Origin of the sequence: Acinetobacter sp. YH12072, from assembly GCF_013419565.1 — a bacterium.
Classification (GTDB): Bacteria; Pseudomonadota; Gammaproteobacteria; order Pseudomonadales; family Moraxellaceae; genus Acinetobacter.
Genome location: NZ_VOZV01000009.1, coordinates 89,208 through 110,982, shown reverse-complemented (window position 1 = coordinate 110,982; position 21,775 = coordinate 89,208). Strand labels below are relative to the sequence as shown.

Annotated in this window: 20 protein-coding genes; 11 read left to right on the top strand and 9 right to left on the bottom strand. The window is 41.7% G+C overall.

Annotated features, from left to right (window positions below):
• Positions 1-54: 54 nt before the first annotated feature.
• The 6 genes from fis to FTU19_RS05770 all read right to left on the bottom strand — a co-directional run bounded on the left by fis (position 55) and on the right by FTU19_RS05770 (position 5,043).
• Complete coding sequence (gene fis, locus FTU19_RS05795) at positions 55-324, bottom strand: DNA-binding transcriptional regulator Fis (protein WP_001086304.1); 270 nt, start codon at positions 322-324, stop codon at positions 55-57.
• A 401-nt stretch (positions 325-725) separates the two neighbouring features.
• Positions 726-1,586: a DUF3426 domain-containing protein gene (locus FTU19_RS05790; RefSeq protein WP_180130373.1), complete on the bottom strand. Its 861-nt coding sequence runs from the start codon at positions 1,584-1,586 to the stop codon at positions 726-728.
• Between the two features lie 17 nt (positions 1,587-1,603).
• Positions 1,604-2,509 (bottom strand): 50S ribosomal protein L11 methyltransferase, encoded by a 906-nt coding sequence (prmA, locus tag FTU19_RS05785; protein ID WP_159122777.1) that lies wholly within the window; start codon positions 2,507-2,509, stop codon positions 1,604-1,606.
• Between the two features lie 123 nt (positions 2,510-2,632).
• Positions 2,633-3,532: a bile acid:sodium symporter family protein gene (locus FTU19_RS05780; RefSeq protein ID WP_125278346.1), complete on the bottom strand. Its 900-nt coding sequence runs from the start codon at positions 3,530-3,532 to the stop codon at positions 2,633-2,635.
• A gap of 87 nt (positions 3,533-3,619) precedes the next feature.
• Positions 3,620-4,507, bottom strand: coding sequence for a bile acid:sodium symporter family protein (locus FTU19_RS05775; protein ID WP_179992304.1), 888 nt, complete (start codon positions 4,505-4,507; stop codon positions 3,620-3,622).
• Between the two features lie 146 nt (positions 4,508-4,653).
• A complete protein-coding gene (locus FTU19_RS05770) occupies positions 4,654-5,043 on the bottom strand; it encodes a hypothetical protein (protein ID WP_051065385.1) in 390 nt (129 codons plus the stop codon).
• Positions 5,044-5,292: 249 nt separating this feature from the next.
• On the opposite strand from FTU19_RS05770, the gene mnmG reads away from it, so the two are divergent.
• Positions 5,293-7,173: a tRNA uridine-5-carboxymethylaminomethyl(34) synthesis enzyme MnmG gene (gene mnmG / locus FTU19_RS05765; RefSeq protein ID WP_159122801.1), complete on the top strand. Its 1,881-nt coding sequence runs from the start codon at positions 5,293-5,295 to the stop codon at positions 7,171-7,173.
• Between the two features lie 42 nt (positions 7,174-7,215).
• Here the strand turns inward: mnmG and FTU19_RS05760 are convergent, their stop codons facing one another.
• Positions 7,216-8,250, bottom strand: coding sequence for a hypothetical protein (locus tag FTU19_RS05760; RefSeq protein WP_180130371.1), 1,035 nt, complete (start codon positions 8,248-8,250; stop codon positions 7,216-7,218).
• A gap of 118 nt (positions 8,251-8,368) precedes the next feature.
• Between FTU19_RS05760 and FTU19_RS05755 the strand changes: the two genes are divergently transcribed.
• The gene (locus FTU19_RS05755; protein WP_180130369.1) at positions 8,369-8,695 is read left to right on the top strand and encodes a hypothetical protein; all 327 of its coding nucleotides are present in this window, start codon (positions 8,369-8,371) and stop codon (positions 8,693-8,695) included.
• A gap of 56 nt (positions 8,696-8,751) precedes the next feature.
• Here FTU19_RS05755 and glnG read toward each other — a convergent pair whose 3' ends face one another.
• Together glnG and glnL are read right to left on the bottom strand one after the other, a co-directional pair.
• A complete protein-coding gene (gene glnG, locus FTU19_RS05750) occupies positions 8,752-10,233 on the bottom strand; it encodes a nitrogen regulation protein NR(I) (RefSeq protein ID WP_005235270.1) in 1,482 nt (493 codons plus the stop codon).
• Positions 10,220-11,329 (bottom strand): nitrogen regulation protein NR(II), encoded by a 1,110-nt coding sequence (gene glnL / locus FTU19_RS05745; RefSeq protein ID WP_125278343.1) that lies wholly within the window; start codon positions 11,327-11,329, stop codon positions 10,220-10,222. Before glnL ends, glnG begins: the two co-directional genes overlap by 14 nt.
• A gap of 350 nt (positions 11,330-11,679) precedes the next feature.
• On the opposite strand from glnL, the gene rimO reads away from it, so the two are divergent.
• The 9 genes from rimO to FTU19_RS05700 all read left to right on the top strand — a co-directional run bounded on the left by rimO (position 11,680) and on the right by FTU19_RS05700 (position 21,774).
• Complete coding sequence (rimO, locus tag FTU19_RS05740) at positions 11,680-13,023, top strand: 30S ribosomal protein S12 methylthiotransferase RimO (RefSeq protein WP_004786172.1); 1,344 nt, start codon at positions 11,680-11,682, stop codon at positions 13,021-13,023.
• 46 nt (positions 13,024-13,069) lie between these two features.
• The gene (gene pyrH / locus FTU19_RS05735) at positions 13,070-13,798 is read left to right on the top strand and encodes a UMP kinase (RefSeq protein WP_004786170.1); all 729 of its coding nucleotides are present in this window, start codon (positions 13,070-13,072) and stop codon (positions 13,796-13,798) included.
• A 79-nt stretch (positions 13,799-13,877) separates the two neighbouring features.
• On the top strand, positions 13,878-14,432 hold the full coding sequence (frr, locus tag FTU19_RS05730; protein ID WP_005235283.1) for a ribosome recycling factor: 555 nt from the start codon (positions 13,878-13,880) through the stop codon (positions 14,430-14,432).
• 7 nt (positions 14,433-14,439) lie between these two features.
• Positions 14,440-15,192: a polyprenyl diphosphate synthase gene (gene uppS, locus FTU19_RS05725; RefSeq protein WP_180130367.1), complete on the top strand. Its 753-nt coding sequence runs from the start codon at positions 14,440-14,442 to the stop codon at positions 15,190-15,192.
• Between the two features lie 5 nt (positions 15,193-15,197).
• Positions 15,198-16,022: a phosphatidate cytidylyltransferase gene (locus FTU19_RS05720; RefSeq protein WP_034702638.1), complete on the top strand. Its 825-nt coding sequence runs from the start codon at positions 15,198-15,200 to the stop codon at positions 16,020-16,022.
• Positions 16,023-17,219 carry a 1-deoxy-D-xylulose-5-phosphate reductoisomerase gene (gene ispC, locus FTU19_RS05715; protein ID WP_180130365.1) on the top strand — a complete coding sequence of 399 codons (1,197 nt, stop codon included), beginning with the start codon at positions 16,023-16,025 and terminating at the stop codon, positions 17,217-17,219.
• Between the two features lie 3 nt (positions 17,220-17,222).
• Complete coding sequence (rseP, locus tag FTU19_RS05710; protein ID WP_004786165.1) at positions 17,223-18,578, top strand: RIP metalloprotease RseP; 1,356 nt, start codon at positions 17,223-17,225, stop codon at positions 18,576-18,578.
• 38 nt (positions 18,579-18,616) lie between these two features.
• Entirely contained in the window at positions 18,617-21,202 is a 2,586-nt protein-coding gene (gene bamA / locus FTU19_RS05705) for an outer membrane protein assembly factor BamA (protein WP_180130363.1), read from the top strand.
• 80 nt (positions 21,203-21,282) lie between these two features.
• Positions 21,283-21,774 carry an OmpH family outer membrane protein gene (locus tag FTU19_RS05700; RefSeq protein ID WP_218955182.1) on the top strand — a complete coding sequence of 164 codons (492 nt, stop codon included), beginning with the start codon at positions 21,283-21,285 and terminating at the stop codon, positions 21,772-21,774.
• Position 21,775: the final 1 nt, after the last annotated feature.

Sequence of the window (21,775 nt, the reverse complement as noted above, 5' to 3'; positions counted from 1 at the left end):
TAGCTAATTAACAGTCAAAAAAAATGCCTGCGGTAGCCGCAAGCATTTTATCATTTATTCACTCATTAAACCGTGAGCTTTTAACTTTTTACGTAAAGTACCGCGGTTTAGTCCGAGAATCTCGGCAGCGCGTGTCTGATTACCACGCGTATATTCTAGAACGACAGATAATAAAGGCTTCTCCATTTCTGCCAGCACCATGTCGTACACCTGAGAAGGTTGCTCGCCTTGCAGTTGTGCAAAGTAGTGGCGAACTGCGCGATCTACGTGAATACGAAGAGCGACATCAGATTGTGCAGTAAAAATAGGAGATTTGCTATTCATGCGAATTAATCCGAAAAATCAAATATCACTTGGGTAAAGCGATATATAAAAGTGGTCTAGAAATTGAAATGAACTCCATTTTAGATCCTAAAACTGGAGTTCTAAAACTTGGTCATTACATTGAGCTTGTAGCTTGCCACATCTCGACGATTTGGTCGAAAAATAAGCGTAACAATAGTTAAAGTTTTGTTACTGACCAAAATCAAAACAAAAAAATCTGCTCGATACGCAATAAGTTTTATAGCGCATTAGGCAAGACTGTATTTGTTGTGAAAAAGTAGCGAGGAGTTTGCAGCACATAGCTTTCGTGGCGCGTATAATACCATTGTCTCGGGAAAAGTGAGCAAGAAAACTGCATTTTTTTTAACTTTTTTTTCGTTTTTTAATAGTTTTTATCAATATTAAGGTCGAATTATTTCCAAACTGTAATTATCGAAGTCTTTACGGTCGACAGGAAGCACAAATTCAAATTTAAATGGGCTGTTTTGGGGAATACGTTGAATCTTAACCAGGCTTTCGATCAGGTATTCCTGAGGTTTTAAATTATAAGTCGCCAAGACTACACCCTGATCTTTAAGGTGAACTCTTAAGTTTGGCATTTCCAGACTGCGCTTGTGGAAATTGATTAGCTCACCACTAAACTGGGTTTTATCTGTGGCAATCGCTTTGGCTTTGACCTTATTGGTATTGATCAGATTGTAATGTTCTTCCAGATTGGAACAGTTGAACACTTCACAGATATTGTTAAAAGCCACACTCATCACATGGCTATTCTTAATATAGTGTGGATTGAACCAGAAGAATTGAAATAAAAGTAAGCCAAATAAGAACAGGTTTAGGCTGGTCCAGCCTAAATAATAAAGCGGGCCTTTATTGTGCTGTTTATCAGCCTGATCATCCCAGTTCATGCTAGGCAGTACTGCAATCGGTTCAGTACTGAAATAATTCAGGTTGTTCAGATAGGTCTTCAGATCAATATTGGAGTTTTCAACTTTTTCATCAAAGATGTTCAGTAAATAGTGCTGATCTGAAGAATTAGCTGAAGAAGTAGATTCAGCGAGGCTTCTATTAATATAAGAAACATGACTTGGCGTATGAGTAAGGGCGACCGAATTCTGTGCTTCGGTCACCAGATGCGATAAAGCATTAAAGGTCGTACTACATTTTGGGCAGCAAACCATGCCTTGGGCAATGGTTAATTGCGCAACCGTAACTTTATAGGTTGTAGAGCAGGTCGGGCAGTGGGTTCGCTTGTCACTCATAAATGTTTATAGACTCTTTAATTCTTATGGCGTTTCCCCGAGATACGGCACCAGTGTTCATCGCGTTTTTCTACTTCTAATATATCAAAATGTTTTGAGTAAATGCTAGTAACATCAGCAACTTGCTCTTCAATAACACCTGCGAGTGCGAACTCTGCCTCAGGTTTGACCAATTCTGCGAACTCAGGCTCAAGCATCATGAGTGGGCCAGCCAGAATATTGGCAACAAACACATCTGCTTTCTGCTCGCCAAGCTCTGTGTTGAACTCTTCCGGTAAACCAACATAAAGTCGATCCAATACGCCATTCAGTTCAGCATTCTGTTTGGTGGCTAAAACAGCTTGTGGGTCAATATCAGTTGCATAGGCATATTTGGCACCGAGTAACAGGGCCGCGACAGCCAGAATACCTGAACCACAGCCATAATCGATCACGATCTTGTCTTTTACATCGGTTTTGCCCAGCCATTGCAGGCAAAGGAAAGTAGATGCATGGTTACCTGTACCAAAAGCCAAACCTGGATCAAGCTTGATATTCACTGCATCTGCTTCAGGCGCTTGCATCCATTCTGGAACAATCCAGAATTTTTCAGAAATCTGGATTGGCTCGTAGGCATCCATCCAGGTACGTTCCCAAGCTTGATCTTCCAGGAATTCATGGCGGATCGGTGCTTCAGGTAGTTGTGCGCGAATAAAGGTTTCCAATGCAGCTACATCGATTTCTTCTTCGTCATCTTCCTGAGCATAGATGCCAGTCACGATCACTTTATTCCAGAGCGGTGTTTCTCCTGGAAGTGGTTCCAGTAAATCCTGGTTTTCAGCATCATCCAGAGTGACACTTACGGCGCCCAGTGAGCTAAGTAATGTTTCAGTAAAATCTACCTGAGCTTGATCAACTGTAATATGAATTTGTAACCACTTCACAGAAATAACCTTTATACATTTTTTCAAAAAGCTATTGTAACGGAAGTTCGGCTTGAAGGTGTGATCTTCTTGAGACGGAGTCAAATAAAAAGGATGCTTTCGCATCCTTTTTATGAAAACCGGTTAAAACGCATTTTCCTGAGTGGGAGAAATGCTAGGACGTGCAGTTACTGGAGCAAAGCGATTCAGTAATAATCCAAAAATAGCCGCGAAGATATACATGAAGATGGAATAGACCGCAGCAGGCATGGCAACCACAGTGCTGGACATGACAGTAAGTGCAATGGTCATGGCGAGTGTACTGTTATGAATACCGATCTCGAAAGCGCTGGCACGTGCCTGAGCAGAATTGATGTTCATTAGTCGTGGAACAAAATAGCCAATCATTAAGCTGAAGAGACAGAACAGGGCGGTTGCTAAACCTACCTGAGTCAGATATTCGGCAATATTGGCGCGTTCACTATAAATTGCTCCGGCAATAATCAGCACCAGAAAGAGGACTGCAAAAATGCGAAGAGGCTTATTCAGCTTTACAGTGAGTGCTGGGGCATAATGACGAATCAACATACCAATCGCGACCGGTATAATAATGATACCAAACACTTGTAGGATCTTTCCGAACTGCAAGCTGATCTGCTGACTGTCCTGCATAAAATGCATGATCGAGAAATTCATGATTAAAGGCAAGGTAAATGCAGCAACCACCGAATTGATCGCAGTCAAGGTAATATTGAGGGCTAGATCGCCTTTAAACAGATAGCTGAACAGATTTGCGGTACTGCCACCTGGCGATGCGGCCAGCAACATCAGACCAACAGCGAGTAAAGGTGGTAAAGTCAGAACTTTACATAGAATGAAAGCAATGCTTACCAGTAGAATTAATTGACAAAACAAGGCAACCAGCACTGCTTTAGGGTGCTGGCTTACCCGGGCAAAATCTTTGAGCGTGAGTTCGAGTCCTAATCCCACCATGATGATGGCGAGTGCGAGGGGGAGGAATATTGTTATGATGCCAGAGTCCATCTGCATGCTCCTTATAGAAATTTATTTTAATAGTTTTAAATTTTCTATAAAAAGCATACAGCTTAAGCAGGCATTTGACTTAGGAAGTTACAAATCTGATAAACGACTCTTGCCACTATAGCTAAGCTTTTGCTGACTAATCATAAAACCAAAAATACCGGCAAAAACGTACATGACAATTGAATAAATACCCGCAGGGATGGCAATGGTGACATTATTGAGGACAGAAATCGCAATCGTCATTGATACAGTTGTGTTGTGAATGCCGACTTCAAAGGTACAGGCGCGTGCCATCTTGTCTGGGATATCCATTAATAAAGGCAGGCAATAACCGAGAAACAGGCTGGAAAAACATAATATGGAAGTAGCAATCCCGATACTGGCAAAATATTCGATGATGTTAAAGCGCTCTTGGAAAATGGCATAAATCAAGAGCATGCTTAAAAAAGCGATAGATAGAAACCGCATTGGCATATGTACAATATCTGAAAGCTTTGGAAATTTTGCCCGAATCAGCATGCCGATCACAACCGGAATAATTGTAATCAGAAAAACCTGGGCCATTTTTTCAAGCGGTAAGCCGATGCCGGTATCCTGTCCTATAAAATAGTACAGGGACAGGTTCATAATAAAAGGTAAGGTGAAAATAGAAATAATCGTATTGATGGCGGTTAACGTGATATTAAGCGCCACATCACCTTTATAAAGATAGCTCAGCAGATTGGCAGTGGCACCTCCTGGAGAGGCAGCTAGCAGCATCATGCCTACAGCAAGCAATGGTGGCAGATCCAGTACCAGACAGATTAAAAAGGTTAAACCGGTTAAAATGACCAGTTGTGAGAATAAGACAATAAAAATCACCTTGGGATAACGACTAACATGCAGAAAATCCTTGACTGTTAACTGTAGTCCTAACCCCATCATCGTAATTGCCAAAGTAATCGGCAAAAACAAACTAAAAAACCCCGAATCCATGAAGTTTCCTTTTTATTATTCATTTTTTAGGTATGTTTTGAGTTTAGCGTAGATGAATAAATAAGCAATATAAAAACGGGTAAAATTTATGCATTTTACCCGTTAAGTTTCTGATTAAAAATATATTTAATCAGCTATATAGTGATTTACATCCCTGATTGAGATGGGGTTTGAGGCTGAGTTTGCATTTGTGACTGTGGACGTGGAGGGGTAAAGCCTAATGCACATTTACCATTGACCTGAGTGCCATTAATGGTTGCTGAAGTTTTGCCGCCTGAACTACAAGATGTATAAAGTTCAGGTTCATCGCCTTTGATATTGGTTGATGAGGAAGGGAAGAACTGTTGCTGACAGGTACCATTCCAGATAATGCCGCGGTAAGCAAAACTTACAGGAGCGCCCTCTGATTTACCTTTACAAACTTGCTGGTATTTTTGGGCATTATAAACCTTCTCGACTTTATCATTTGCTGAGGCTGCAAATGGAGCGAAACATAGACCGCAGAGCGCTGTTGCTAGGAAAATATTCTTATTCATCATGTATACCTTTGTTTGTAATGTGACCACTTTATAGATTAAAAAATAATCAATATTAAACAATATGAGTCGGGTAACTTTTTGAGTTTAGATGTTTAATTTATATAGTAAGTATGCAAAGTTTAATTACATTGCTTTATTGGCTGGCAGAGTAAATTCCGAAGGATAAATTCAAGTGATTTTGTCAACTTTGGAAGGAAGTTTGCTATAATGTTCAGCTATCCTTTTTCTATCTCTCTATTTACCACTATGCACTATCCTAAAGTATACGATGTCATTGTTATCGGTGGCGGTCACGCAGGTACGGAAGCAGCACTGGCTGCAGCACGTATGGGTCGACAGACATTACTCTTAACTCATAACATTGAGACTTTAGGGCAGATGAGCTGTAACCCGGCCATTGGCGGGATCGGTAAATCACATTTAGTGCGTGAAATTGATGCCTTGGGCGGTGCGATGGCGCTGGCTGCCGATAAAGGCGGTATTCAATTCCGTATTCTGAATTCACGTAAAGGTGCAGCAGTACGTGCAACTCGTGCGCAGGCTGACCGTGTTCGTTATAAAGCAGCGATTCGTGAGACTTTAGAAAATCAAGCGAATCTGGATATCTTTCAGCAAGCAGCAGATGACCTGATTGTTGAAGGCGATACTGTTAAAGGTGTCGTGACCCAAATGGGTATTCGCTTTGATGCGAAAACTGTGGTGCTAACTGCAGGTACATTCTTAGGTGGTGTGATTCACATTGGCTTAAACAATGCTTCAGGCGGTCGTGCTGGCGATCCTCCTTCAATTTCATTGGCACATCGTTTACGTGAGTTAAACTTACCTGTAGGTCGTTTAAAAACAGGTACACCGCCACGTATTGATGCACGTTCAGTCGACTTCTCTGTCATGACACCGCAGCCGGGTGATTTCCCGTCTCCAACCATGTCATTTATGGGTGATGTGTCTATGCACCCTGAACAGGTGAACTGCTACATCACGCATACCAATGAACGTACCCATGAGATCATTCGTGGCGGTTTAGACCGTTCACCGATGTACACTGGTGTGATTGAAGGTGTAGGTCCACGTTACTGTCCATCAATTGAAGATAAAATTCATAAATTTGCTGATAAAGATTCACACCAAGTATTCCTTGAGCCTGAAGGCCTGGATACACATGAGCTTTATCCAAACGGTATTTCAACTTCTTTACCATTTGATGTTCAGTTTGAATTGGTGCGTTCAATCCGTGGTATGGAGAATGCACACATTCTTCGTCCAGGTTATGCAATCGAATACGATTATTTCAACCCTCAAGCATTAAAGTTCACTTTGGAAACAAAAGCGATCAATAACCTGTACTTTGCTGGTCAAATCAATGGTACAACCGGTTATGAAGAAGCGGGCGCACAAGGCTTGCTTGCAGGCTTGAACGCTGCACGTCGTGCATGGGATCAAGAACAATGGACACCAAAACGTGATGAAGCATACATGGGCGTACTGGTTGATGACCTAATTACTTTAGGTACTAAAGAACCGTATCGTATGTTCACTTCACGTGCGGAATACCGTTTGATGTTGCGTGAAGATAATGCGGATCAGCGTTTAACACCAATCGGTCGTGAAATGGGTCTGGTTGATGACGAACGTTGGGCAGCTTACTGTGAAAAAATGGAAGCTGTAGAGAAAGAAACAGGTCGTCTACAACATCTTTGGGCTGCACCAAACAACCCAATGGGTAAAAAATTCGTTGAGATGACAGGTGCGGATCTTTCTAAAGAATGTTCTGCAATTGATTTGTTAAAACGTCCAAACATCACCTTCGCTCAAATTGCAGAGCTCACAGGTTCTGAAGTTTCACCACAAGTGGGTGATCAAATTGAGATTGCGGTGAAATACGAAGGTTATATCAACCGTCAGCATCAAGACGTTGCACAAATGAAACGTTTAGAGGAAACCAAGATTCCTGCTGATTTTGACTATGATGTTGTTTCAGGTCTTTCTCGTGAAATTACATTGAAGTTAAAAGATATTCGTCCTGAAACACTGGCTCAAGCAAGCCGTATTCCGGGTGTAACACCAGCAGCCGTTCAATTGGTGATGATTACGATTCGTAAGAATGCCCAAGCGAAAAAATCTGCTTAAGATTTTGAATTAAAGAAGCCCGCAATCTGCGGGCTTCTTTGTTTAAGTATTTTCTATTTTTACATAATGGTATGAGATTGGAATTTTTAAATATTTTTCTAATGATTTAAGAAATCTTTTCTCATTAATGTGAACTGGATCATTAACGTCAAAAATAGATACGATATTCATTTCTTTGACATTTTGATATTGTAAGGTGAAAGAGTATTCCAATAATTGTCCTATGGATTGACGTATGGCGTCACGTAAATTTCGGGCAATTTTGATTTCATAAAGTATAAAACTTTTTGATTCATCTTGAATTGCAATATCTACACGAGTGTTATTGTTCAAAAAATATTCTGAAAATATTTGATCTTTTTTGAAATTTAACTTTAAATCTTTAATTAATAAATTATGCACTATAGAGTGTATTTTTTGGAAGTTGGCGGCTTCTATGGTATAAGTTTTTCTATAAAAATTCTCTTTTTGATTTGGATTATTCGCATCCAATATATTATTTTCTATATCATTAGGTAATGTAGTGAAGTTTAAAAAATTATAATAGTTCGATGTTACAGCAGGATTTTTGTGATCAAAACTTAGTGGTTCCTCTAGAAGATTTACGTCTTTTAATTTATATCTAATGTTAAAAAATTGTTCAGCATAAATATCTAATAGTTGGAAGTAATCGATTCCTAAATTTTTTAATTGGTCAAATCTTTCATTTATCCATCCATTTTTTTCATAAATGGCATAAATTTCTTTTGATTTTGAGGTGTTAACAAGTTCTACTTGATTAATCGTACCTATCCACCATCTTTGATTATACTTTTTTTGATTTTCAATAGTGTAAAGGGATAGGGTAAAAATAGGATCTATAGTGTTTGATATACGACCTGCTGAGGCAGCTGGAATGTATCCATAAATATAGCCATCGATAACCTTGGATAAATCAAAATTCCATTCTTCAAATCCAAAACCGTATATGTTTTCGAAGGAGTTTATATCTTTTGACTTTCCAGTAATTCCGGAAGGGGCAGTCCAATGATTTGAATTCCAACAAATTCGAGCGACTTTATGGGGTAATTTTTTCATCTAATAAATACTTATAATTATGTCTCGAAATTTATACCAAGAAATTTGAAAAATTAGTACACTTTTAAGATATTTATCTATTATAGAATCTTGATAGTACATTTATGAAAAAATTAAGATGCCTTACCAATTGATCGAAATCGACATCCAAGCCACTGACAATATCGCTTGCCCACATTGCCATCAAGAAATTATTAACTGGCAAGAAGAACAGTATGTTCAACCCTGTGAACATACCTTATTTATTGCCATGGATATCGGTTTTGAATACATCACCGATGAATTTGAGCAAACTATGCGAAAAACAGTGGATGAACTGCATGCCAATGATGACATTGTCAACATGTTCGAAGAAATCACCACAAGTACTTATCCGAATTATCTGATTTTAAAATCGGATCTAGGCGCGGCAGGTTATTCACGTTATATCGGTTTAACAGTGTAAGAATCTCATTATTATATATAAGCAATAAAAAAGCACCCAAGGGTGCTTTTTTAATTTCAGGCCTGGCCTTCGACTTCTTCTACTTCATCGTCATCTGCACTGTCCATGCCGAGCTCTTTCAGCTTGCGGGTGAGGGTATTACGTCCCCAACCTAAAAGCTCCGCAGCATGACGCTTACGACCACGGGTTTGTTGTAGTGCAGCATTGATGAGTGTGCGTTCAAACATTGGTGTAGCCACATCTAACAGCTTCATTTCACCGTTTTTCAGTTTCTGGATTGCCCATTGACCCAGTAACTCATCCCAATGATGCGGTGCAATTTGATTCAGGTTTGGAATTGGAGCACCCGGATCTTGTTGCTGAATTGGAATCTGTTTTAATTCAGGTGGGAGATCTTCAGGGTAAACTTCACGACCGGTAATCATCACTGTGAGCCAGCGACAAGTATTTTCAAGTTGACGTACGTTACCTTGCCAAGGCAGCTTCTGCATATATTCCTGAGTTTCAGGACGCAAGATTTTAGGATTAACGCCTAATTCTTTACCTGCACGCGCCAGGAAGTGCTGCGCCAACATCGGAATATCTTCAGAGCGATGTGCCAGTTTAGGTATATGAATACGAATCACGTTTAGACGGTGATACAAGTCTTCACGGAAGCGACCATCATGTACCAGCTTTTCCAGGTCCTGATGCGTTGCAGCCACAATACGTACATCAACTTTAACCGGAATGTGACCACCAACACGATAGAATTCCCCATCAGCTAGGACACGTAACAAACGAGTTTGTGTTTCAAATGGCATGTCACCAATTTCATCCAGGAACAGCGTACCGCCGTTGGCCTGTTCAAAACGGCCTTGACGTTGCGTATTTGCACCGGTAAAAGCACCTTTTTCATGACCAAATAATTCAGTCTCTATCAGGTCTTTTGGAATAGCCGCCATGTTCAGTGCAATAAACGGTTTATTGCTACGCGGTGAATGGCGGTGTAGGGCATGCGCTACCAGTTCTTTACCTGTACCGGATTCACCATTAATCAGCACGGTAATGTGTGATTGAGACAAACGACCAATGGCACGGAAGACTTCCTGCATGGCAGGCGATTCACCAATGATCTCAGTCGATTGAATGGTTGGTGCAGATTTGGCAGATTCTTGCTGCTGTAATTTGGTGATATGTAAAATCGCACGATTGACCAGTGCCAATGCTTCATCAATATCAAATGGTTTTGGCAGGTATTCAAAAGCACCTGTTTGATAACTGGATACAGCAGATTCCAGATCCGAATGCGCCGTCATAATAATAACCGGCAAATCAGGATTGGTATTTTTCACCTTGCCTAAAAAGGTCAGACCATCAATACCTGGCATACGGATATCGGTTAGGATCACATCAGGTGCATCTACGCCCAACTGATCAAGTGCTGACTGGGCTTCTTCAAAACTAGTAACGTCGAAACCTTCTTCTTTAAATGTTTTTTCTAGTACCCAACGCATGGCACGATCGTCATCAATCACCCATATTTTATTTCGCGACATGATCTGACTCCCAAGGTAAAAATAAGCTAAATACGGTTTTTCCTGGAACTGACTGGCATTCAATCATTCCGTTATGTTGATGCATAATATTTTGAGCAATGCTGAGACCTAGTCCGGTACCTTTGGCACGGCTGGTCACAAGCGGGTAGAACACGGCTTCGATAATATCGTCTGGAACACCAGGGCCATTATCTTCAATGTCGATTCGAACCACAGATCGGTGAATCACACCACTAATGGTATAAAGACGCTGAATCCGGGTTCTTAAAATAAGTTCCGGTTGATGCTCGACAAAGAAATCCTTGTTTTCTGTCATCGCCTGAACGGCATTCACGCAGATATTTAGCATGACCTGAATCAGCTGATCGCGATCTGCCAGAACTTCCGGCAGGGACAGGTCATAGTCCCGGGTAATTTTAATTTTCTTTTTAGTCTGGTTCACAATCAGTGAACGGACGCGTTCTAAAGGCTCATGCACATTAACCATTTCATAGCTTGGTAACTGGCGTGAACCGAGCATGCTATCTGCCAGATTTCTCAGGCGATCCACTTCACTAATAATAATGTCAGTGAACTCTTTATATTTTGGATCTTCAAGGCTACGTGCCAGAAGCTGGGTTGCACCACGAATGCCACCAAGTGGATTTTTGATTTCATGTGCCACGCCACGAATTAATTGGCGCGCAACTTGATGCTGCTGGATATAGTTTTCTTCACGTGAGATTTTCAGCATACGGTCACGCTGATTCAGCTCGATCAACAATAAAGGATGATTTGGCTTGCCCGCATTGAGCAGGGAAACCGTATAGTCCACATGAATGTCTTTAAAGTTAACGATGATTGTCGCCTCACGGCGAGTATAAGGTTGGCCAGTATGCAGCGTGTTATAGAGTGATTCTTCAGTATTGAATTCATCTGTCGGCGCTTGCAGTATATTTAATACCGGCGTGCCTGATGCGCGTAACAGGCTGACATCAAACATAGCCTCGCAGGCTGTATTTAAGTAATAAATATTCAGATGACTATCAACCAGCATAATGGCAGTGGTCAGGTTGTCCACCAAAAGGCGATAGTCGATGGAAAGAGGCTGATCCATTAGCGGTGGTTTTCCTGTATTAAAATGGCGCAATGGCATCTTCATAAAGCAAAATAACAATTTCAAAGTTCAGATTTGAGGCAAAATAAGCAAGATGCACGCCAACTTTAGAACTCTTGTTAAAATTTTGCTGAAAAATGCACGAAATCTGACAGGGATGCCCAATCAAACTCAGGTATAACGGATTAAATTGAGGCTGTAAACCTAAAATGATTCATTTTGGTGCATAAGCTTTTATATTGAATATTTTATGGCGTTATTTTAGTGCGTGATGCAAAGAGTGGCCATTTCAACTATTTTTATGATGCGAAAAGACATACAATACGCGCATTCTAGTGGAGCGCAGATTCATGAAGTCCCCCAAAGTCGGTTTTGTATCTTTAGGTTGTCCTAAGGCATTGGTAGATTCTGAACGAATTTTAACTCAGTTAAAGACTGAAGGTTATGATGTCGCATCGGATTATGACGGTGCTGATTTAGTAGTAGTAAATACCTGTGGTTTTATTGAATCTGCAGTACAAGAGTCTTTAGATGCCATCGGTGAAGCGATGAGCGCGAATGGTCGTGTAATCGTAACAGGTTGTCTAGGAAAAGACGAAGATAAAATTCGCCAAATGCACCCGAACGTCCTGAAAGTGACAGGTGCAGCGGCCTATGAAGAAGTGATGGATGCGGTACATGAATATGTTCCTGAGCCGCCAAAACACAATCCATTTATTGATTTAGTTCCTGAGCAAGGCATTCGTCTTACTCCGAAACACTATGCGTACTTGAAAATATCAGAAGGCTGTAACCACCGTTGTACCTTCTGCATCATTCCAAGTATGCGTGGTGATCTGGTTTCCCGTCCAGTTGGTTCTGTGCTTGAAGAAGCTGCAGCACTGAAACGTTCAGGTGTCAAAGAAGTACTCGTGATCTCCCAAGATACTTCTGCTTATGGTGTCGACACCAAATACAAACTGGACTTCTGGAACGGCCAGCCAGTTAAAACCAAATTCTATGACATGTGTGAAGCATTGGGTCAATTGGGCATCTGGGTGCGTCTGCACTATGTTTATCCATATCCACACGTAGATGCCGTGATCGATTTGATGGCTCAAGGCAAAATCCTGCCTTATCTGGATATTCCATTCCAGCATGCCAGCCCAAGAATCCTGAAACTGATGAAACGTCCAGCGCACAGTGAAAATACACTGGAGCGTTTAAAAGTATGGCGTGAGAAATGTCCTGACCTAGTCATCCGTTCTACATTTGTGGTGGGTTTCCCGGGCGAAACGGAAGAAGATTTCCAGATGCTTCTGGACTGGCTGAAAGAAGCACAGCTAGATCGTGTGGGCTGTTTTACTTATTCACCAGTTGAAGGTGCGACAGCGAATGATCTTCCAGACCATGTGCCGGAAGAGATCAAGCAAGAACGTTATGAACGTTTCATGCAGGTTCAGCAGGAAATTTCAGCAGCGAAGCTACAAAAACGTATTGGCCAGAAAATGACTGTGCTAGTCGATGATCTAGAAGAAGAATTCCCGGTTGCTGTAGCACGCTCATATGCGGATGCGCCTGAAATTGATGGTAATGTTTTTGTTGAAGATATCGACAAAAGTGTGATTAAGGCAGGGGATTTGCTTGAAGTCGAAATCACTGATGCAGATGAATATGATTTATTTGCTAAGCTGATCTCAATCAAGTCTGCTTAAGATTTTGAATTAAAAGAATTTAGATTAAATAATTTGGAGTTTTATGATGTTGGATTCTAAAAAGCCACGATTTGGTCGCATCCTGCTAAAGCTATCTGGTGAAGCACTGGCAGGGAACAAAGACATGGGTATCGATGCACAAGTGCTCGATCAGATGTCACTTTCTATTGCGCATCTCGTGGGTTTGGGTGTACAAGTCGGTATCGTCGTGGGCGGTGGTAACCTGTACCGTGGTAGCCAGTTGCAAAAAGATGGTCTGGTAGGTCGTGTAACCGGTGACCAGATGGGTATGCTGGCAACTGTCATGAACGGTCTGGCATTACGTGATGCTTTGGTACGCCGTAATATCAAAACCCGTTTGATGTCTGCATTACCGATTGGTGCAGTGGTTGAATCTTATTCTAGCCGTGATGCGATTCGTCATCTGACTCAAGGTGAAGTGTGCGTATTTGTAGCGGGTACAGGTAATCCGTTCTTTACTACGGATACAGCAGCTTGTTTGCGTGGTATCGAGATTGAATCTGACCTGATCCTGAAAGCTACTAAGGTTGATGGTGTTTACAACAAAGATCCAAGCAAATACGAAGATGCCGTGAAATACGACACATTGACATTTGATCAGGTGTTGGACGAGAAGTTGGGCGTCATGGATTTAACTGCGATCTGCTTATGTCGTGACCACAATGTGCCACTTCAAGTATTTGACATGAACAAATCTGGCGCATTGCTTTCAGTGGTGATGGGTGAAAAAGAAGGAACTCACGTCACCAATTAATGACGTGAGCTACAAAGCCCTTTATACTACCTCCTAATTTAGTAAATACATCTTTTAAGAATTAAGTAAGGAAGATCATATGATTAACGATCTTAAAAAAGACGCAGAAGAGCGTATGAACAAGTCTCTTGACTCGTTAGAACATGGTTTCGCTAAAGTTCGTACCGGACGTGCGCATCCATCAATTTTGAACGGCGTCATGGTTCCTTACTACGGCTCTGATGTGCCATTGAATCAGGTTGCAAACGTAGGCGTGGAAGATTCACGTACATTGCTGGTTCAACCATTTGAACGTTCAATGGTTGCTGCGATTGATAAGGCGATCCGTGAGTCTGATCTTGGTTTGAACCCGATTACTGCTGACGCGATCCGTGTACCAATGGCCGCATTGACTGAAGAAACTCGTCGTGACATGCAGAAAGTTGCACGTAACGAAGCTGAAAATGCCAAAGTTGCGATCCGTAACATCCGTCGTGATGTATTGGGTGACATCAAAGCATTGTTGAAAGAAAAAGAAATTTCTGAAGATGATGAACGTCGTGCATCTGACGAAATTCAGAAAATCACAGACAAATTTGTTGCTGAAGTTGACAAGCGCTTGGCTGCGAAAGAAGCTGAATTGATGAAGGTCTAATTCATCAATGACCGCTTCTGAAGAAAATTCCCGTCTTCCAAAACATGTTGCCATCATCATGGATGGCAACAATCGTTTTGCCAAAAAAAATCAGATGCAGAAAGGCGATGGACACCGTGAAGGAAAAACGGTTCTAGACCCGATTGTTGAATATTGTAGAAAAAGAAATATCCAGGCTTTAACGGTCTTTGCATTCTCCAGCGAAAACTGGAACCGTCCCCAATATGAGGTCGACTTGCTCATGAAGTTGTTGGAAGACACGATTCATGAACAGTTGCCACGTATGCAAAAATTTAATATTGCTTTACGTTTTATTGGTGATCGGTCGCGTTTATCTCCTGAACTGCAAGCATTGATGTTGCAAGCAGAACAAAGGACTGCTAATTTCGATAGTATGACGCTTACTATTGCAATCAGCTATGGTGGAATGTGGGACATGGCACAAGCTGCAAAGCAGATTGCTGCGGATGTTTTAACAAATAAATTAGATCTTGAAGCAATTGATACTGATGTGTTCGGTCAATATGTCAGTTTGAGTGACTTGCCGCCTGTTGATCTGCTGATTCGTACCGGTGGAGATTTCCGCCTGTCCAATTTCCTGCTCTGGCAGGCAGCATATGCAGAGCTGTATTTTACTGAGACCTTATGGCCAGAATTTACCGTAGAGGAATTCGATGACGCACTTGCTGTATTTGGCGGGCGCGAACGTCGTTTCGGTAAAACATCAGAGCAGATTCTTCAAGAAAGACTTGAGAATTAATACACATGTTTGAGCGGATTATAACCGCATTGGTGCTGGTTGCAGTCGTACTGAGCTGTATGTTTGCGACCAAATCACAATATCCAATGTTCGCATTGATGGTTGTGGCTGCCGGGGTGGCAGGCTATGAGTGGTTTAAACTCATGCCACGAAAATGTAAAAATGTAATCAAGCCAGTGGCGTGGGGCTATGGTCTGTTGACTGCAGCCTTATCTGCACTGGCTTTATACTATTGGGATGTGGCTTTATTATTATGGTCTGCATCTATCCTGACCTGGTTGCTGAGTATCTACTGGGTTAAAACCTATCCTGATTATGATGGCTGGTACAATGTCAGCTTGCACGGCATCGGGATTGTACTGGTTTCTGCTGCTGTTACAGCAATCTTCTCGGTTTGGCTAAACTCCCCATGGTGGTTGATGTACCTGTTTCTGCTGGTATGGGGTGCAGACAGTGGCGCTTACTTTGTTGGACGCAAATTCGGCAAGAAAAAACTCGCACCAAATGTCAGCCCAAACAAGTCGGTAGAAGGTCTATACGGCGGTATTCTTACCTCCATGCTCATCGTGGTTGTCGTCGCTTCACTTTATCTGGATATGACCTGGCCAGAGCTATGTCTGTTCCTGATCCTTTCTGTTATTACCGTGTTTAGTTCAGTGCTAGGTGACTTGTTTGAATCCATGATCAAGCGTCGTGCTGGAATCAAGGATTCGGGCCGTATTTTGCCGGGTCATGGTGGTGTACTAGATCGTATTGATTCTTTGCTTGCTGCAGCTCCTATCTTTGCAACAGGCATATATGTTTTAAAACTTATTGGCGTAGATTTATAAATGTCACAAGCTGTTTGTATACTGGGTGCTACAGGTTCAATTGGTCAAAGTACTTTAAAAATTTTGCAGCAACATCCTGAAGCTTACTCGGTTTTCGCTGTGACAGCGCAAAGTCGTATTACTGAGCTGGCAGAAATCTGTCAGCAGTATCGTCCTAAAGTGGCGGTAGTACCTGCAAATAAAGTCGATGAACTTTCTCAGTTGCTACAAGTGCAGGGCTTATCAGATATCGAAATTCTTCAGAACGAAGCGGGCTTAATTTCAGTCGCAGAGCATGCGGATGTTGATATCGTGATGGCAGCAATTGTCGGGGCGGCAGGTCTGCTTTCTACATTGGCTGCAGTCAAAGCGGGTAAGCGTGTCCTATTGGCCAATAAAGAAGCCTTGGTCATGTCTGGTGACATCATGATGCAAGCCGCGCGAGATTATGGTGCACTCTTGTTGCCAGTCGACTCTGAACATAATGCTATTTTCCAGTGCCTGCCTCAAAACTACTTTGATGCCGAACGCAATGGTCAACCTAAGCTCGGTGTTCATCAGATTTTACTGACTGCTTCTGGCGGTCCATTCCTGAACTATTCTCTTGAACAATTGCATGATGTGACACCTGCCCAAGCCTGCAAACATCCAAACTGGTCAATGGGGCAAAAGATTTCCGTAGATTCAGCTACTTTAATGAATAAAGGGCTGGAACTTATCGAAGCGTGTCATTTGTTTGCAGTTCAAGAACAATTTGTTACAGTTGTTGTGCATCCACAGAGTATTATTCATTCCATGGTGCAATATGTGGACGGGTCGACATTGGCACAAATGGGTAACCCGGATATGGGCACGCCAATTGCACATGCTTTGGCATGGCCACAACGGATCAGTACCCATATCCCGGCTCTGGATTTGTTTAAGCATTCACAACTGAATTTTCAGGAACCGGATGTGGTTCGTTTTCCGGCACTGAAATTAGCGCGTCAAGCCATGAAGAGTGGTGGAATTGCGCCTACAATTTTGAATGCGGCCAATGAAATTGCAGTTGCTGCATTTTTAAATCAGCAAATCAGATTTACCCAAATTCCTCAGGTGGTTGAAACTGTCCTGAACCAGATGGACAATCAACCAGCACACGATCTGGATACTATCCTGCATGCAGATCACACAGCACGAGGTTTATCACAGCAATATGTTGTGAATAAAGGAAGTTAAGACATGAACGCCTTGTTTATTATTGCAGCCGCAATCCTATTACTCGGTCCCTTAATTGCGATTCACGAGTTTGGTCACTACATTGTGGCACGTAAACTGGGCGTTAAAGTACTGGTCTATTCCATTGGTTTTGGACCAACCCTTCTAAAGTGGACTTCCAAAAAATCCGGTATCCAATATCAGCTTTCAGCTTTGCCTTTGGGTGGTTATGTCAAAATGCTGGACGAGCGTGAAGGCAGTGTGGCAGAAGAAGACTTGCCTAAAGCCTTTAACCGTCAGCATCCCTGGAAACGTATTGCCATCGTTGCTGCGGGTCCTCTCATTAACCTGCTTTTAGCTGTTGTCCTGTTTTGGGTACTTTTTTTACCTGCACAGGAACAGCTGAATACTCGTGTAGGTAAGGTCTTACCAAACACACCTGCAGCCGCGGTACAGATGCAGCCGGGCGACAAGATTGTCGCTGTAGATGGTACACAAGTCGAAACTTGGGAAAAACTGAGTTATGCCTTGGTGGATCGTGTGGGTGAAACTGGTGTGGTCTCGATTCAGGCGGACCGTGCGGGTGAAAACAAGATATTCCAGTTACCAATTCAGGACTTTCTTAAAGATCAAAGTCAGTCACCTCTTGATACATTAGGTTTCTTGCCATATCGTCCGGAAATTCCGGCTGTGGTGAGCAAACTGAGTGAAGATGGTGCAGCCATTCGTCAGGGGCTTAAAGAAGGTGACAAGATTCTGGCCATTGATGGTGTACAGATGAAAGACTGGTTCGATGTGGTACAAGTGGTACAGGCATCACCAGAAAAATTACTTAAGATAGATGTATTACGTGGTAATCAGGTCGTGCATCTTCAGGTCATGCCGCAAGGCAAACGTGACAATATGGGGAATGTAACCGGTATGCTCGGAGTTCAAAGCGATCCGGGCAAGGTGACAATTCCTGCTGAATATAAACAGACGATTCACTATACGCCTGTTGAGGCGATGGTGATGGCCTTTGACAAGACAGCACATCTGTCTTCAATGATTCTGAACTCGATCGTCAAAATGGTACGTGGTCTGATTGGTCTGGATAATCTTTCTGGCCCGATTACCATTGCCAAAGTGGCGGGACAAAGCGCGGAAATGGGTTGGGAAACTTTTATTTCCTTTATGGCGCTAATGAGTGTAAGTTTAGGGATATTAAACTTATTGCCAATCCCAATGCTTGATGGCGGACATCTGGTTTATTATTTTATCGAATTAATTCGTGGTAAACCTGTTTCTGAACAAATACAATTGGTTGGATTAAAAATTGGTATGGTACTGCTCGGCAGTATGATGCTTTTGGCATTATTTAATGACTTTATGCGTTTATAATAACGTAAATGGAATAATTAACAGCGGAAAAGACTGGCATGCAGCACACACATTTATTTATGCCTTTGGCACTCGTTAGTGCAATGGCAGTAGCACAACAAGTATATGCGGCAGAAGACTTCATTGTACAAGATATAAAATTTGATGGATTGGTACGTTTAACTCCTGAAAATGTGTACGGCTTGGTGCCAATCAACAGTGGTGACCGGGTGAATGATCCGATCATTGCCAATGCGATTCGTAGCCTGTATGCATCTGGACTATTTGATGACATCAAAGCCGTTCAACAGGGCAATACCTTGGTATTCCAGGTCGTAGAACGTCCGGTAATTTCGAAAATTGAGCTGAAAGGCAATAAGCTGATTCCAAAGGAAGCGCTGGAAGAAGGCCTGAAAAAAATGGGTCTGGCTGAAGGTGAGGTACTGAAGAAATCTGCACTGCAAACAGTCGAAACCGAGCTGGAACAGCAATATATGCAGCAAGGTCGTTATGATGCCGATATTACGGTAACAACGACACCGCGACCAAATAACCGCGTTGAAGTGCTGATTGATTTTGTTGAAGGTAAAGCCGCTAAAGTTTTTGATATCAATATTATCGGTAATACTGTCTTTAAAGAATCAGATATCAAACAGGCATTCGCTGTTAAAGAAAGTGGCTGGAGCTCGGTCATTTCGCGTAATGACCGTTATGCACGTGAAAAAATGGCTGCGAGTTTGGAAGCTTTACGTGCGATGTATCTGAACCGCGGTTACATCAACTTCAATATTACCAATTCAAGTCTGAATTTGAGTGAAGATAAAAAGAATGTCTTTATTGAAGTTTCAGTCAATGAAGGCGAACAGTTTAAGTTTGGACAAACCAAATTCCTGGGTGATGCGCTTTATAAACCTGAAGAGCTACAAGCTTTGCAATTGTATAAAGAAGGCGACACATACTCTCAGGAACGAGTGAATGCGGTCAAGCAGCTATTGCTACGTAAATATGGTAATGCTGGTTATTACTATGCTGAAGTAAATGTTGTACCTCAAATCAATAACGAAACTAAACAGGTTGACCTGAACTATTATATTAACCCAGGTCAACAAGTCACTGTGCGTCGGATCAACTTCACAGGTAATTCTAAAACTGCCGATGAGGTATTACGTCGTGAAATGCGCCAGATGGAAAGTGCGCTGGCAAGCAATGAGAAGATTGACCTGTCTAAAGTACGTTTAGAACGTACTGGTTTCTTCAAAACAGTTGATATCAAACCTGTTCGTATTCCGGGATCACCAGATCAGATTGATTTGAATGTGGCAGTTGAAGAGCAGCATTCAGGTACAAGTACTCTAGCTGTTGGTTTCTCTCAAAGTGGTGGTGTAACGTTCCAGGCTGGTCTAAGTCAGACTAACTTCCTGGGTACAGGGAACAGCGTTTCGATTGATCTGTCACGTTCCGAAACTCAAGATTATTATAACTTGAGTGTAATGGACCCGTACTTCACGATTGATGGTGTACGGCGCGGTTATAATCTTTACTACCGTAAAACAAAGCTTGATGATAATTACAACGTAAATAATTATGTTACAGACAGTTTTGGTGGTGGTATTAATTTTGGTTATCCAATTGATGAGAACCAAAGTGTAAGCCTAGGTCTGAATATAGATCAGACTGAAGTGACCACAGGGCCATACGTATCTACATATGTACGTGACTATTTACTGGCAAATGGTGGTAAACCTAAAGGTGAAGGGCAATATTGTTCAAGTAATATTATAAAATCTCAATGGGATATTGATAGAGAAAGAGACCCGTCACTACCACGACCTACAAACCCACCTGAAGGTTATTTTGATCTTCTTTGCCGAGATCAAGGTAATGGAGATATTGGTTTTACATCATTCGATGATAAGTTCGGTGGGGAATTTTTAACTTATAATTTAAATTTAGGTTGGTCTTATAACACCTTGAACCGTCCAATGTTCCCGACTACAGGTATGTCACATCGTGTCAATGCAGAAATTGCCTTGCCAGGTAGTGATGTGGAATATCAAAAACTCACTTATGATGCACAAGCTTTCTTCCCATTAGGCAAAGATTTTGTTTTGCGTGGTTATGGTCGTTTAGGTTATGGTAATGACCTGCCTTTCTACAAGAACTTCTATGCCGGTGGTTATGGTTCAGTACGTGGTTATGAAAATAGTACACTTGGACCTAAATATCCTGGAGTAACTTATAATGAATCACGTAAAAAAGATTTTGATCCAGAAGAGGTAGGTGGTAACGCTTTAGTCCAGTTTGGTACTGAATTAGTCCTTCCTGTACCATTTAAAGGGGATTGGGCACGTCAGGTTCGTCCGGTACTCTTTGCTGAAGGAGCTCAAGTATTTGATACCCAATGTGATGTACCATCTGGAAAATTATATTTAACGGGTGATATTAATGATCTGGGTATCAATGCAAAACAATACTGTAAAGATAACTTTGGTTTCGATGCAGGTAATATGCGTTATAGCGTAGGTGCTGGTTTCACCTGGATTACCATGATTGGTCCATTATCACTGAGCTATGCATACCCGTTGAATGATAAAGACGGTGATGAAACTCAAAATGTTCAGTTTGAAATTGGACGTACTTTCTAAGAAAACTTTGATCTTAAATACAGATTTTGCTCATAAAGCCATCAGGTTTTGTGAGCAAAATTTTTTAAATGGGTAAAAATATGAAAAAAATGATGATGGCAATGGGTATTGCTTTAGCGGGTTTAACTTCATTGTCACATGCAGATGATTACGGAATCGTTGATCTGGAAAAAGTAGTACAAAACAGTACCTATTTAAAGCAGCAAAATACCGCTCTGGAAAATGAAATCAAGCCACAAACTGCCCAAATTGCACAGTTTCAAAAAGATCTTGCTGCAATCAAGCAAAGAGGTCAGGCTGCAAAAACGCAGGCAGAACGTGAAAAAATAGCCAAAGAATTTGAAGGTAAAGCGACTCAACTGGCAGGGGTGCAGCAACAGGTACAGGCAACCGTGCAAACGCGTATGCAAAGTGTAAATAAAGCTTTTGAAGGAAATTTGAAGCGTGCTGCTGAACAATTACGCCAAGAAAACAAGCTAGATGTGGTTTTAAATAAAAATTCCGTACTTGCTTATGACGCGAAGTATGATTTAACTGATAAAATGATTCAAAAGGTTAATGCAATTAAATAAT

Excerpts from the sequence above, each read along its gene's own strand:
- fis (WP_001086304.1), bottom strand. The coding sequence starts at position 324 with ATGAATAGCAAATCTCCTATTTTTACTGCACAATCTGATGTCGCTCTT.
- FTU19_RS05790 (WP_180130373.1), bottom strand. The coding sequence starts at position 1,586 with ATGAGTGACAAGCGAACCCACTGCCCGACCTGCTCTACAACCTATAAA.
- FTU19_RS05780 (WP_125278346.1), bottom strand. The coding sequence starts at position 3,532 with ATGGACTCTGGCATCATAACAATATTCCTCCCCCTCGCACTCGCCATC.
- FTU19_RS05775 (WP_179992304.1), bottom strand. The coding sequence starts at position 4,507 with ATGGATTCGGGGTTTTTTAGTTTGTTTTTGCCGATTACTTTGGCAATT.
- FTU19_RS05770 (WP_051065385.1), bottom strand. The coding sequence starts at position 5,043 with ATGAATAAGAATATTTTCCTAGCAACAGCGCTCTGCGGTCTATGTTTC.
- mnmG (WP_159122801.1), top strand. The coding sequence starts at position 5,293 with ATGCACTATCCTAAAGTATACGATGTCATTGTTATCGGTGGCGGTCAC.
- FTU19_RS05760 (WP_180130371.1), bottom strand. The coding sequence starts at position 8,250 with ATGAAAAAATTACCCCATAAAGTCGCTCGAATTTGTTGGAATTCAAAT.
- FTU19_RS05755 (WP_180130369.1), top strand. The coding sequence starts at position 8,369 with ATGCCTTACCAATTGATCGAAATCGACATCCAAGCCACTGACAATATC.
- glnG (WP_005235270.1), bottom strand. The coding sequence starts at position 10,233 with ATGTCGCGAAATAAAATATGGGTGATTGATGACGATCGTGCCATGCGT.
- glnL (WP_125278343.1), bottom strand. The coding sequence starts at position 11,329 with ATGGATCAGCCTCTTTCCATCGACTATCGCCTTTTGGTGGACAACCTG.
- rimO (WP_004786172.1), top strand. The coding sequence starts at position 11,680 with ATGAAGTCCCCCAAAGTCGGTTTTGTATCTTTAGGTTGTCCTAAGGCA.
- pyrH (WP_004786170.1), top strand. The coding sequence starts at position 13,070 with ATGTTGGATTCTAAAAAGCCACGATTTGGTCGCATCCTGCTAAAGCTA.
- frr (WP_005235283.1), top strand. The coding sequence starts at position 13,878 with ATGATTAACGATCTTAAAAAAGACGCAGAAGAGCGTATGAACAAGTCT.
- uppS (WP_180130367.1), top strand. The coding sequence starts at position 14,440 with ATGACCGCTTCTGAAGAAAATTCCCGTCTTCCAAAACATGTTGCCATC.
- FTU19_RS05720 (WP_034702638.1), top strand. The coding sequence starts at position 15,198 with ATGTTTGAGCGGATTATAACCGCATTGGTGCTGGTTGCAGTCGTACTG.
- ispC (WP_180130365.1), top strand. The coding sequence starts at position 16,023 with ATGTCACAAGCTGTTTGTATACTGGGTGCTACAGGTTCAATTGGTCAA.
- rseP (WP_004786165.1), top strand. The coding sequence starts at position 17,223 with ATGAACGCCTTGTTTATTATTGCAGCCGCAATCCTATTACTCGGTCCC.
- bamA (WP_180130363.1), top strand. The coding sequence starts at position 18,617 with ATGCAGCACACACATTTATTTATGCCTTTGGCACTCGTTAGTGCAATG.
- FTU19_RS05700 (WP_218955182.1), top strand. The coding sequence starts at position 21,283 with ATGAAAAAAATGATGATGGCAATGGGTATTGCTTTAGCGGGTTTAACT.